This is a genomic window from Mechercharimyces mesophilus (assembly GCF_059818345.1).
Window position 1 is genome coordinate 141,376 of the sequence record NZ_JCBAPH010000002.1, and the last position, 12,899, is coordinate 154,274.

14 protein-coding genes are annotated in these 12,899 nt (G+C 45.4%); 2 read left to right on the forward strand and 12 right to left on the reverse strand.

The window, feature by feature from the left end; all coding sequences use genetic code 11:
- Window positions 1-69 precede the first annotated feature (69 nt).
- The 10 genes from AC6RGY_RS08370 to AC6RGY_RS08415 form a co-directional block, all read right to left on the reverse strand.
- On the reverse strand, window positions 70-333 hold the full coding sequence (locus AC6RGY_RS08370; RefSeq protein WP_499861724.1) for an HPr family phosphocarrier protein: 264 nt from the start codon (window positions 331-333) through the stop codon (window positions 70-72).
- 17 nt (window positions 334-350) lie between these two features.
- A complete protein-coding gene (whiA, locus tag AC6RGY_RS08375; protein WP_499861726.1) occupies window positions 351-1,325 on the reverse strand; it encodes a DNA-binding protein WhiA in 975 nt (324 codons plus the stop codon).
- A 33-nt stretch (window positions 1,326-1,358) separates the two neighbouring features.
- Window positions 1,359-2,321 carry a gluconeogenesis morphogenetic factor MgfK gene (gene mgfK / locus AC6RGY_RS08380; RefSeq protein WP_499861730.1) on the reverse strand — a complete coding sequence of 321 codons (963 nt, stop codon included), beginning with the start codon at window positions 2,319-2,321 and terminating at the stop codon, window positions 1,359-1,361.
- Between the two features lie 33 nt (window positions 2,322-2,354).
- Window positions 2,355-3,227 (reverse strand): RNase adapter RapZ, encoded by an 873-nt coding sequence (rapZ, locus tag AC6RGY_RS08385; protein WP_499861734.1) that lies wholly within the window; start codon window positions 3,225-3,227, stop codon window positions 2,355-2,357.
- 85 nt (window positions 3,228-3,312) lie between these two features.
- On the reverse strand, window positions 3,313-3,798 hold the full coding sequence (locus AC6RGY_RS08390) for a CBS domain-containing protein (RefSeq protein WP_499861736.1): 486 nt from the start codon (window positions 3,796-3,798) through the stop codon (window positions 3,313-3,315).
- Between the two features lie 57 nt (window positions 3,799-3,855).
- Complete coding sequence (gene trxB / locus AC6RGY_RS08395) at window positions 3,856-4,821, reverse strand: thioredoxin-disulfide reductase (protein ID WP_499861738.1); 966 nt, start codon at window positions 4,819-4,821, stop codon at window positions 3,856-3,858.
- A gap of 133 nt (window positions 4,822-4,954) precedes the next feature.
- Complete coding sequence (locus tag AC6RGY_RS08400; protein ID WP_499861740.1) at window positions 4,955-5,275, reverse strand: thioredoxin family protein; 321 nt, start codon at window positions 5,273-5,275, stop codon at window positions 4,955-4,957.
- A gap of 14 nt (window positions 5,276-5,289) precedes the next feature.
- Window positions 5,290-6,981: a tetratricopeptide repeat protein gene (locus tag AC6RGY_RS08405; RefSeq protein ID WP_499861741.1), complete on the reverse strand. Its 1,692-nt coding sequence runs from the start codon at window positions 6,979-6,981 to the stop codon at window positions 5,290-5,292.
- Between the two features lie 64 nt (window positions 6,982-7,045).
- Window positions 7,046-7,996, reverse strand: coding sequence for a ribose-phosphate diphosphokinase (locus tag AC6RGY_RS08410; RefSeq protein WP_499861743.1), 951 nt, complete (start codon window positions 7,994-7,996; stop codon window positions 7,046-7,048).
- A 96-nt stretch (window positions 7,997-8,092) separates the two neighbouring features.
- A complete protein-coding gene (locus AC6RGY_RS08415) occupies window positions 8,093-8,671 on the reverse strand; it encodes a non-canonical purine NTP pyrophosphatase (protein WP_499861745.1) in 579 nt (192 codons plus the stop codon).
- A gap of 172 nt (window positions 8,672-8,843) precedes the next feature.
- Here AC6RGY_RS08415 and AC6RGY_RS08420 point away from each other — a divergent pair, with 172 nt between their 5' ends.
- Together AC6RGY_RS08420 and AC6RGY_RS08425 are read left to right on the forward strand one after the other, a co-directional pair.
- On the forward strand, window positions 8,844-8,978 hold the full coding sequence (locus AC6RGY_RS08420) for a hypothetical protein (protein ID WP_499861747.1): 135 nt from the start codon (window positions 8,844-8,846) through the stop codon (window positions 8,976-8,978).
- A gap of 60 nt (window positions 8,979-9,038) precedes the next feature.
- Window positions 9,039-10,124 carry a quinone-dependent dihydroorotate dehydrogenase gene (locus AC6RGY_RS08425; RefSeq protein WP_499861749.1) on the forward strand — a complete coding sequence of 362 codons (1,086 nt, stop codon included), beginning with the start codon at window positions 9,039-9,041 and terminating at the stop codon, window positions 10,122-10,124.
- A gap of 42 nt (window positions 10,125-10,166) precedes the next feature.
- On the opposite strand, the gene AC6RGY_RS08430 is transcribed toward AC6RGY_RS08425, so the two are convergent.
- On the reverse strand, window positions 10,167-10,877 hold the full coding sequence (locus AC6RGY_RS08430; protein WP_499861751.1) for a class I SAM-dependent methyltransferase: 711 nt from the start codon (window positions 10,875-10,877) through the stop codon (window positions 10,167-10,169).
- A 94-nt stretch (window positions 10,878-10,971) separates the two neighbouring features.
- Window positions 10,972-12,813, reverse strand: a complete 1,842-nt coding sequence (locus tag AC6RGY_RS08435; RefSeq protein WP_499861752.1) for a glycosyltransferase family 2 protein — start codon at window positions 12,811-12,813, stop codon at window positions 10,972-10,974.
- Window positions 12,814-12,899 lie beyond the last annotated feature (86 nt).

A 12,899-nucleotide genomic window follows, 5' to 3' on the forward strand; every position in this document is an offset into this window, starting at 1 on the left:
ATGAAGATGAGCTAAGCTTAAGAATCAAAAAGCTACCACACAGGATGGCAGCTCATAAGGGATGCTTTCCTATTGCATGCGCTCGTGTTCAATCAGTTGCGACAACCGCTCAACCGCTTCCACTTCATCTGTTCCACTCGCCGTAATTTTCATCTTTGCACCCTTTGCCACAGCTAAGCTCATCACGCCCATAATACTCTTAGCATTTACTTTTTTCCCGTCCTTCTCGATGAATATCTCTGAAGCAAATCTATTGGCCTCTTGTACAAATCGAGCCGCAGGGCGTGCATGTAAGCCGGTATCCAGTTGCACCGTCACTACCTTGTCCACCATCACCCACACCCCTTTCTTTATTTATGTGCATCCATTTCGTCCGAGCCGGTGTAACCCTCTCCATTCATTTTTTTCACCCGGTCGGCGATGTCATTAATTTTACGCAAACGATGATTAACAGCCGACTTGCTCACTTGGATCGGCAAAAGCTTCCCCAATTCCGTCAAACTAACATCCGGATAACGGATACGCGCTTCCGCAACCTCCCGCAATCGCTCCGGCAACTCTTCCAGACCCATCTCACGTTCAATCAGACGAATATTTTCCACTTGACGCATACTGGCTTGAATTGTTTTGTTCAAGTTAGCCGTTTCGCAATTGACCAATCGGTTGACAGAGTTACGCATATCCTTCATGATGCGTACATCTTCAAACTGAAGTAGAGACTGATGAGCACCAATCAAGTTTACTAACTCACCAATCTTATCTGCTTCTTTCAAGTAAACCACATATCCTTTTTTCCGTTCAATCACTTTTGCGTGCAAATGATAAATTTCCATTAATTCGCACAAGGAATCAGCATGGTCATAGTACGTCGAAATGATTTCAAGGTGATAAGAGCCACTATCCGGGTTATTGACGGATCCACCCGCTAAAAATGCACCACGCAGATACGAGCGACGGCAACACTCGTCTTGGATCAATTCGGTTTGGATGCCCCGCAACCGCTCTACACCTGTTTTCATGATTCTCAAGTGCTCCAAAATTGCACTGGCTTTTTCCACTACCCGCACGTTATACACATTGTTCTTTTTTAGTCTGGCTTTTTTACGCACCATGACTTCGGGTTGTACTTCATACAACTGCTTAAATAGACTAAAGATCCTACGTGCAATGGATGCGTTCTCTGTATATAGATCCAATACTAACCTCTTGTCATAGATCGACAGCGATCCAATGACACGGACAATCGCAGACAGTTCTGCACGTGCACAACAAGGAGAAAGTGCAATTCGGCTCAGTTCGTTTTTCATCCTACCCGTAAAGGACATGGCTCATTCCTTCTCTCGTTCACCCGCTAGAATTTACATCTCTTGTACTAGCCGTAAAATATGTTGACTTAAACGCTCCATATTATGGCGAATAACCTGGTCGTGATATTGAATAAAATTGTCTTCAATCACGCGATATCCGCTCTGTCTTAGCCGATCCACATCAGGATAAACCGGCTCAGCACCCTCTTCAACATAAGGCTTCAACAGGGAAGGAGCAGCGATTTTGTTATTAACCAACACAGTATCCACGATACGCATACCGATATGTCGATCGATCGCGGCGAGGTGGTCATACATCGAGTAACCGTCCGTTTCTCCGGGTTGTGTCATGACATTCCCGATGTAAACTTTACTTGCACGCGCCTGCTGAAGAGAGATTGCCATCTCTTTTACTAACAGGTTGGGAAGCACGCTGGTAAAAAGGCTTCCGGGTCCGATAACAATAACATCCGCTTCCGCAATCGCCACGAGAGCTTCTTCTAGCGGACGTGGTTCAGGCGGTTCTAAAAAAACTTTCCGAATTTTTTTCCCAGCCTTCGGAATTTGTGATTCCCCCCGCACAATGGTCCCGTCCTCCATTTCTGCTGACAAGACGACATCTTGTTCACTAGCTGGAAGAACACGACCACGGACCGCCAACACCTGACTCAATTCTTTAATCGCTTGCGTGAAATCCCCTGTAATTTCCTTCATCGCCGCTAAAATCAAGTTGCCTAGTGCATGTCCCCGCAAACCATTGCCATTTTGAAAACGATGTTCAAATATCGATTTCAACAGGGGCTCCGCATCAGCTAAAGCGAGCAAGACATTACGGATATCCCCAGGTGGAGGCATTTGTAGATCATTTCGTAGTCGACCAGAGCTCCCTCCATCATCAGCGACCGTTACAATCGCTGTCAGCTCCAACGGATGCTGTTTTAACCCGCGTAATAAAACACCTAGCCCCGTACCACCACCAATCACCACCACGTGGGACTCATGCTTTCCTCCCATCTTCCATTCACCTCTCTTTCTTGCCAACCTAACTTACCGGTCTTTCTCTGCGTCCCGATGAGCAACTTGACAGCGCTCATGCTCGCGGAACTGGTGGTGAAGGTACTCAGCAATCGCAACAGAACGATGCTTTCCACCGGTACACCCAATCCCAATCACCAATTGTGACTTTCCTTCACGATGATAATGTGGGATTAGAAAGGTAAGAAGATCTTCCAGCTTGCTCAGAAATAACTGTGTTTCTGGCCACTTCATCACGTAATCATATACCTCTTCGTCTTTCCCCGTACGAGGTCGAAGGGACTGGACGTAATGAGGGTTTGGAAGAAAGCGGACATCAAACACCAAATCTACATCGAGTGGCAATCCATGTTTGAAGCCAAAGGAGAGGAACATGACAGACAGTTGAGGCTGTTCTTGACTAAATTGATGGATAAGTTTCTCCTTTAACTCTCCCGGTTTCAATCGACTCGTATTCACCACATCATGCGCCCGACCTTTAATCTCATCCAACAATTTTCGTTCACGATGGATCCCTTCGAGTGGTGTTCCATCTGGAGATAGGGGATGATGGCGACGTGTTTCCTTATACCGTCGTACCAGGGTTGCATCATCTGCATCAAGAAAAAGGATTTGATATTTTATCCCATGATCTCCCAATTTATCTAAGGTGCTGACGAGGGAAGAGAAGAAATCACGTCCCCTTATATCGATCACAAGGGCGGCTCTTCTTAGTTGTCCTCCCGATTGTTCAATCAGATCCACAAACTTGGGTAGCAAAACGGATGGTAAGTTGTCAATACAGAAAAAACCAAGGTCTTCCAGGCTTTGCACAGCAACGGTTTTCCCTGCTCCTGACATTCCTGTGATAACGACTAATTGAATTTCACGCTGTTTTTCTTTCATATTTCCATCTATCCCCCCTTTTCGCACTCCATCAGAAGTGTCGTTGATTCGATGCTTCATTCCCAGTAGATTCGTTCGATTATGGTCAAAGCGATCCCGTTACTTTCTCTTGTCTTTCTTGTGTTATCGCTTGCATAAACTCCTGCTGGAAATACTTCGTAACCTGCTGCATTACTGCTTTTCGGGTGAGCACCCCAATAAACTGATGTTGCAAATCCACCACAGGAATATAGGAGCGATCAGTCAACACCTCAAACGCAAAGGAGAAAATGGAATTAGGCAAGATGGCGCCATGATTCTCATCCATCGCATCACGTACTTGATGTTGTTTTAATTGAGAGAAGTCAATTTCGTGACTCGTCATCATATAATCCAGAATATCCGTCTTACTGATGATGCCTTCTACCACACTTGTTTCACTAATGACTGGAACAGAAGAGTATCCTTTACGCGTCAATACCAAAAGCGCACGATCTAGGCTCCACTCTGGTCTAACCGTAACTGCCTTTTCTTTGTTTGTGATCAGAGGAGCAATTTCTTGAGAAAATAAGTAACGCGCATCTTCCAACATGTTCTCATACCCCTTTTCTTACGAGCAAATGGAGGCCTTTACTCTTTGGGTTATTATCTAACTTTTAGATGTAGAATGAGACCCCTCTTTCAATTGCTCTTCAAGCTCTTCCACATATTGTTGCAGTTCCATCGCAGCGATACTACCGTCCCCGGTTGCCGTCACGACTTGACGCAAGGTTTTTTCTCGCACATCCCCAGCGGCAAAAACACCTTTCATGCGCGTATGCATACGTTCATTTGTTTCAATGTAACCTGCTTCATTGGTGATTCCGAGGTCACTTGCCCAATCCGTTAGCGGGTCCATCCCAATATAGATAAAGACGCCATCTGCGGACAGTTCCTTTACTTCATCCGTCTTGCGATTGCGTATTTTAATTGATTCTACTTTGTCTTCTCCTTGGATCTCTTCCAAAGCGGTATCCCAGATAAAGTCCATTTTCTCATTCTGGAAAGCGCGTTCCTGAAGGATTTGTTGTGCACGTAATTCGCCACGGCGATGGATAACCGTAACGCTGGAAGCAAATTTCGTGAGGAAAGATCCTTCTTCAACAGCAGAATCACCGCCACCGATTACGTAAACCTTCTTATCCTTGAAAAAGGCACCATCACAGACAGCACAGTAGGAAACCCCTCTACCAGATAGCCGGTCTTCGCCCTCCACGCCCAATTTTTTGTGTTCGGCCCCGGAACTAATAATAACCGCCTTCGTTAAATAACTTTTCTTCCCCGCGTGCACTCGTTTATAAGGACCTTCTTCCTCAATGCCTGAGACTGCACCGTATTGATACTTCGCACCAAACTTCTTCGCATGCTCCATCATCTTATTCGAAAGGTCTGGACCCAGTATATGATCAAAGCCAGGGTAGTTCTCAATATCTTCGGTATTGGCCATCTGTCCCCCTGGTACTCCTCGTTCCAACATCATCGTATGCAAATTAGCGCGGGCAGTGTATACAGCGGCTGTCATGCCAGCAGGGCCTGCACCAATAATAATACAATCGTAAATTTGTTCTTCCGTCATGGTATCAGTCACCTTTCCACAATCGTTCGTTTCTTAAGGCAAAGTTGCCCTCTTTCTTTCTTCCCCAATAAAAAGTTATTCAATCCTGTCTATCTACCCTCACGAAAATAAAAGGAAGCGCAAGGCTCCCCTTTTATTTTCGATATTTTCCTAAGAAATTTTCGATCTGTTCCTGTGTTTTCGCCTCACGGCTAGGGAGCCTCCCTACCTCTTCTCCAGCTCGAAAAAGAATAAAGGTAGGTATGCCTTTCACTTGGTATTTTTCTGCTATTTGACGCGATTCATCCACATCAATCACGCCAAACTGATAGTCCGCTCGAAAATCTTTCTCTGCACTCTCTACCGCCGAAGCAACCCGCTTACAATCTACGCACCAATCCGCTTGAAATTCTACGACGACTGCTTCCGATGCGATGAAACTTGCCATCGTTTGTCCATCTAGTTTTTTCATCATTCGCCACATCCCTCTTAAGTGAATACCCCTCCATTGTTGGCTGAGATCTTCGTTTCAATGACTTGAATCTTACTCCGAATGGTGGAGGTTGAAATGCGGTACTTTTGTGCCAGATGAATTTGCGTCACGGGAATACCGTGTTTCTTGGCAACCATATACTCAATCGCAGCCGCCCATCCTTCTTCTTTACGTAGCGGAGGAAGTGGATCTGGCTGTTGAATAAAGGAAAACCAGATTGCTTGAGCGTCCCTTATTTGTTTTTTTGAGTAATCCTGCTGCATTCGTTCTAAACAGCAGTGAAGGACACGTTGCCACTGATCAGATGCTTTTCCTAATGGAAGCGAGTCCAGCTCTTGCTCTTTCCCCTGAAACCACAATCGATAAGGAGGGGTTGCTTCCATCTGGCAGAGTGCCAACAGTGCCGCTTGTTTGAGCAACATCATCTCTTCCTTAACCACGAGAAATGCACGTAGTTGCGCTTCAGCCTCTTCATCTGCTATCCATCCCCATAGACGAATGACGCGCAGGCGATCGGCTTCTTCTCCGTGATAAAGGAGCCAATCCAGCATTGCACGGAAAAGCGGTACCTGACCAATGAAGAGTGGTAGGGCATCAAACGGCTTATGCAATAAATCCATATAAGGAAGCTGGTAATGATAGTCAATCTCGATTCGCGCGTCTTTATCCTTCCTAATCAAGATCGGAAGGAGATCGAGATAAAAAGAAGCTACCTTGTCTCTCTTATCAAGCGAATGAAGATGTGCCCAATAATGGCGAGCTTTTTGGAATCTCCCCACATGAAGAGAGGCCACAGCTGCATAGTGATACAAACTCGGTTCAGGGTCACTCTCCAATATCACTAGGCGAGAAAATTCACGATAAGCCACTTCATGCTCTCCCAATACCCCCATCGTCGTCGCCAATTTATACATATGCTCCGGTTGAAGAGGCACAACCTTCTTCAAAACGGCTACTAATGTTGCTTTTTTCGTATACTCCTTCGTCTGCTCATAAAAAACCGTTAAATTGCAAAGTGCATGCAGGTTGGAAGGGTCACGTTCTAATACTTCTCGTACTGTTTCGATCGCCTTTTCTAACTTCCCTATATAATAATATGCTAATGATAAGTTATTTCGTGCAGCCAAAAAATCAGGATAATCGGCAATAATTTCACTTAATACAGAGATGGCTTTGCCAAAGCGGTTCTCTTCTAGATCCGTTCGCGCCTCTTCATGCCGACGCAACCAGTCCTCTCGCTCAGCAGGTTTGCGCACCTCACGTCCTAATTCAAAGGCCAACATCTCCAGCATCTCTTCTGCTTCATCTGCAAATTCCCCATCAGGATCATCCTGTAGATAAAGAAGGAGAAAAGCTTCTGCTTGTTCAAAATCCTCCATGTTGGCAGCATTGTTCGCCATATAAAAATGGCACTCGTAAAGAGAAGAGTCTACCTCGGTAATCACCGTATGGAGAACCTCGTTCGATTCTTCGTATCTGCCCATTTCGGAAAGTATTCCTGCTAAATTGCAGTGATTCACAGCATTTTGTGGCTCTTTCTCTGCTGCAATCCGAAAGTATTTGAGTGCTTTATCGTAATGGTGTTTGTCTAGAGAACGCACAGCTCTTTCAAAAAAGAAGGCCGCATCCAAACGTAGACGTACCACATTCGTTTTATCTTCTTCCCATGTAATGGATTGTCTCTTCATATTCATCATCCCACCCTATCGGTGGTAAAGTACTTTGCAAAAGTATACCACACTTTTTTTTGAATCACATCCCAGAACGGAACATCGTACTGATGGAACCACCTGTTTGAATTAAACGGATGGCTTCGCTTAAAAGCGGGGCGATGGGCAACACTTCATAAGAAGGTTGAGAGAGTGGTTTTTGCAGGGGCAAAGTGTCAGTAATCAATACACGTTCGATCCAATCGTGCTCTAGTCGCTGCAGAGCAGGACCCGAAAAGATAGGGTGAGTAGCACATATGTATGCTTTATTGGCCCCTTTCTCCCGCAGATGATCCACCACATTGATAATCGTCCCTCCCGTATCGATCATATCTTCAATAATGATCGGAGTATGTCCGCTTACTTCTCCTACGATATGCGTAATACTGGCTACATGACGGTTCGGACGCTTCTTTAACATGACCGCAAAGGGAGCATCCAAATAAGTTGCTAACTTTTCCGCCATCTTCACTCTGCCCGCATCTGGAGAGACGACCACGGGATGCTGAATATCCTGCTTGCGTAAGTACTCCGTTATCCGATCCAATGCAGTTAAATGATCGACTGGAATATGAAAGAAGCCTTGGATAGCTGGCGCATGGAGGTCGATGGTAATCACACGATTAATACCCACAGTCTGTAAAAGATCAGCCACAACCTTAGCAGAAATCGGTTCGCGCGGAGCATCTTTTTTTTCCTGGCGTGCATAACCAAAGTAGGGAATAACAGCGTTCACGCTTCCGGCAGATGCACGCCTCGCTGCATCTGCCATTATTAATAATTCCATCAAGATATCATTAATGGGATGGGACATCGTCTGAATCAGGTATACATCCGCATTTCGAACACTTTCTTCATAATGGACATACACTTCCCCACTCTGGAAGCGATCGACACGAGCACTTCCTAATCTTGTTCCTAGTTGATCGGCAATGTTACGCGCCAGTTCAGGATGAGAGGTTCCCGTAAATATCATTGCCCGATGACCATCCATGATGAACCCTCCGAAACCAAATATTTATAACATTTTATCATTAATGGCGCATCCTTGTCTTCCCTTTTCTTCAATTCTAAGCATAGAGCGGAGTTCTCAGCTTTGTGCCCCCCTCTCTTTCTCTATCATCCATTCGGCAAAGCAGTCCAGTGCTTTGCGACGATAAGAATGGGCAAAGCGCCTTTTCGGATCCAAATCCGCAAAAACCTTTTCTTCCCCTTCCGGTACAAAGATCGGATCAAAAGGAAGCCCTGGTACAGGTGTAATCTCCTCTGGTTTTGCCTCAATCACAGTCCCCGGTGTTTTTGCTGTAAAAATCGCCGTATCATTGTCCCATACAGCGGCAATCGTCCCTAAAAAGTAGGCCTTACGTGTTTCTCCCTGTAAAAGTTTCATTACGCCCTTATAGCCGATTCGCTGAAAGATACGTTTGGTTAAAACACCTGGAAACTGGTGATAGGCGACAAAGAAAATACCTGCATCATCCACAATGGCACGCGTAAAACCTTCCGCGCGAATTTGCCGCAACTTCTCCTTTGCAACCGCTTCAACTGTCTCTAGATCCGGCTCGGCTAATGGAAGAGAGTAAGGAATCACTTCCCATCCGTAGTTTTCTAATACGGTTGTTGCCTCTTCTAATTTCCCTTCATTTTGTGTAACAAATGGAATTTTCATGGCTAATCCTCCCTCTTCTCATTATAGCACTACCCGCTTAAGTAAAAACGTCCTTCCCCTCTCGTCTCCACTAGGAGCGCATGATATGATGTTCATGAGCACGGACGAGTAACCCAACAAAACTTTAGCTGAATAGAGGGCTTCCCCTGACGACGTTCGAGGAGGGACAGGCATGGACAAACTTTTTCTCACCGTAGGTGCTCTCTTCTTTTTCTTTTCCCTTTTGCTGGTAATCCGCAAAAGAAGCGGAGTTATCGAATGCACCGTACTCGGTACACTTTGCCTCCTTGTCGGCTTTTTACTGTAAATTGTGGTATGCTACTTACTAAGAATGAACTTGAATGATTCACGAAAGGAATCTAAATTGGTGTATGCATCTTTAAAAAAATGGTTGTTTCGGCTTGATCCAGAACAAGCTCATCATTGGACCGTTAAAAATCTCACGCGTTTACAAGCTTCTTCGTTCGCGCTTTCTTCTATGCACCGCACCTTATCGCTAGAGGACGCACGTCTAGAAACATCGTGTTTTAATCAGTCGTTTCCTAACCCTGTCGGTCTAGCTGCTGGCTTTGACAAACATGCAGCCATCTATCCAGCTCTTGCCGCCATGGGGTTTGGGTTTGTCGAAGTGGGAACCTTAACCCCGCGACCACAAAGTGGTAATCCCACTCCTCGTCTGTTTCGGCTAGTAGAAGATCAGGCAATCATCAACCGAATGGGGTTTAATAATCATGGTGTAGAGCAAGCTGTCACCTCCTTCGAACAACTCCCTCGACCCAATGTTCCTATTGGTATCAACCTGGGAAAAAACAAAGATACTCCTAACGAAGAGGCAGCTCAGGATTATTGCCTTGGCCTCCGTACTCTCTACCGTTATGGCGATTATTTTGTGATCAACATCAGTTCACCCAATACAAAGGGGCTCAGGGATCTACAACAGGCGGAGGCATTGGAGCAATTGCTCTCTGCAGTCGTTAAGGAACGCGAACATTTAATGGAAACCTGTGGAGAGAAACGGCCCATCTTGTTGAAATTGTCTCCCGACATTGCGCAAGAGCACTTGGAAGCCATCATCGATACCACCCTCACACTCGGGTTAGATGGTTTTATCGCTACCAATACCACTTTGGATCGCCGTGGACTAACGGGCATCCACAAGGACGAAGCAGGAGGACTAAGCGGTTCACCTCTCACCGCTCGATCCACAGATATGATTCGTACGATAGCTACCCTCAGTAAAGGGAAAGTACCAATCATTGGAGTCGGTGGCGTCTTTTCTGGTGTAGATGCCTATGAGAAGATCCGAGCAGGTGCCAGGCTCATTCAAGTGTACACAGGAATGATCTATCGCGGACCTCTCATCGCTCGTTCGATCAACCAAGAGTTGCTCTCACTTCTAGAACGAGACGGCTTCTCTTCGATCACTGCCGCTGTAGGCGCCGATATCAAGTAAAGCCATCCACATCGATGTGGATGGCTTTTTTATAGGACGTCTTTAGGAAAGAAGCTTCTCCTTTCGACCTGTTAAGCGAAGAAGGATCCAGCGGTGAAAACGACGTACATCGCGATAAAGCTCTTCGTAAGTAAACAAGCGACTGAGATCCTCTAAGTGAGAATATCGATCAAAGTCATCGATCAGAATGAGCCCATCGGGCTTCAAATGTTTGTAAAACAGTGGAAAAGCAAGAGAACGGCCATTGCCGTGCGGACCGTCTACCACCAAGATATCAATCGACTCTTCTTCTAGTTGTAAGCAATCGAGCTGATCATAAAAGGTGTGCGAAATAGTAATAAAATCAGACCTCGAGGCAGGGAGAGGCTTCCCACATTCCTTCCAATAAGAGTAAGCCTCTCTCGGCTTCGTAAAGAGCGCTTCCCACTCCTCTTGACTCACTTGTTTTAATGAGCAACAATGCAAGTTCATCTCTTGCAAATACTCCGTATTTTGCGAAAGTAAGTTAGACCAATCCGGTCGATGATCCACGGTAGTGATGGAAAGAGGGATGACTTTCTCTTCGCAAAATGTCTTCCAAAAAAGCGTAGAGGCTCCTCCACCCAATTCAAGGAGTTGGTACGGTGCCTCGCGCTCCTTTTCTAACCTCCGACAGATATGCACAAGCGCACTTTGGCTCAGTTGGGAGTCATCTTTGGCCCAATTCAGTTGTTCAAAACGACTGATAATGGGCTCAATTTCTTTAATTAACATCTTGCGAACACCTTCCCTTTCTATGGATTTGCAAAAACAGAGAGTTTATTCCACTCTGTCTCACAGACAACTCCGTATATCTTCGCTGGCAAAATTATTGTATACCCAGTCTGTCAAACGCCGCCTTGTTTTGTTGGATAGAAGGGTGATTCGGATGATAGGAAAAGGCTTGATCATTATGGTACTTCGCTTTTTGTAGATCACCTAGTCGTTCGTAACAACAGCACAATTGAAGATGAGGGTACCAAGTCCAAAGGTCAATCTCAACGTTCGCATAGCTGTCTTCTGGTTTCGGTAGTTCTGTAACCATTTCATACCAATAAGCAGCTTCCGCAAAGCGACCTTCAACAAAGAAGAAATGAGCGATACGACTGCAAGCTTCCCCTTGAGGTAGATCATATTCCAGCGTTTTGAGTGCATAATAGAGAGCCTGATCGCGCTCATGCATGAGGTAATAGCTTTCAGCCATGCGCAAGCAAGCATAAACTTGATTGGAGCGATCACCATCCTTATAGCTTAGATAGCGTTTGTAACACGTTACGGCTTCTTCATAGCGCTCCTTGTCTCGCAGTTCATTCGCATAGAAGAACAGATCACGAGCAGATAAATCTTTCCCCTTCTCCATCTGTATGTGAAAAATGTTTAGGTTCCGATCTGTTCGCTCTTTCTCTTTTTTATGCACGAGTGCAATATCACTGTGGTAAACATTTCCTGCTACCAATAAATTTTCGTGAACCAGGCCTTCCCATTGAAACCCACACGAACGCCTTACCAATCGATTGCGTCTTAGAATGGTGTTCACTTGTCCATGATCATCGAAGTAAAGATGATACGCCATGCTGACACTGTCCACAGATCGATCGAGATTCTTCTTCAGTTGCATAAACTTTTCAAGGTCTTCCTCGCGTAAAACATCATCAGCATCCATCCACATAATGTATTCCTTGGTAGCATGGCGAAACGATTCATTACGAGCGGCCGCAAAATCATCGATCCATTCAAAATCGAAAATACGGTCGGTAAACTGTGCTGCAACCTCTTTGGTACGGTCAGTAGAACCGGTATCCACAATATTGATCTCATCCACAATTCCTGCAACAGAAGAAAGACAACGCGCCAAGACTTCCTCTTCATTTTTGACAATCATGCAGAGGCTGATCGAAATCTGTTCTTGTTCTGCTCGATCGGTCATCCTGCTCTTGCGCTTATAATCTAAAATTCCATGTAGATCCGTGAGACGATGGATGTGGTACAACGGATAAGTTGTATCTACATAGAGGGAAAAGCCCAATGCTTTCGCCATCCGACTAAAAGCGAGGTCTTCTCCTTGGGAGACGCTCCCATCCTCAGGGAACTTCACTCCCTTCTCCAATGCGTCACGACGGATTAATAAACAGCCTCCTATTCCATCTACTTCATAGAGACCCGCTGTGTGCAATTGTGCATGAAAATCTGAAGCAGGTGTGTCTCGCCATACTTGCGGGACACGCTCAGCCCCCAAATTCCAATCGATCCAAAAGACGGGTGAAACAATCTCCTTGTCAGTAGCAACCAGTTGTTCTAATGTCTTCGGATGAAGGATCAAGTTGGGATTGACCAGCAACAAGTACTCCACCTGGTCTGTACGTGCCACATCCATTAAATCGTTTTTCATTTTGGCTATCGTTACTATCTGTTCTTCCTTGCTCTTCCTGCTTCCCAGTAAATTTTGCTCTACTAGTGGAAAAGAATCCTTAAGGATTCGCACACGATTCCCATGCTTTTTATAGAACTCCCAAAGTAGTTGACTCGCTTCCCGATCTCGATTGTGATCATAGAAAAGGTACTCCACTTTCATTCCGGACTGATCCAATTCCATTAAAGACAATAAGAACTCACGTGTCACATCCACCTGTTGATCGATTGGACTGGCTACGATGATATGCGGTGTTTTCATTTTCACTCCCCCATCACTGCAGTCTCAACCACCATCGTATGAATGATTGACTCCAAATATGTATAGGTGCACCTGTTAGGTAAGAA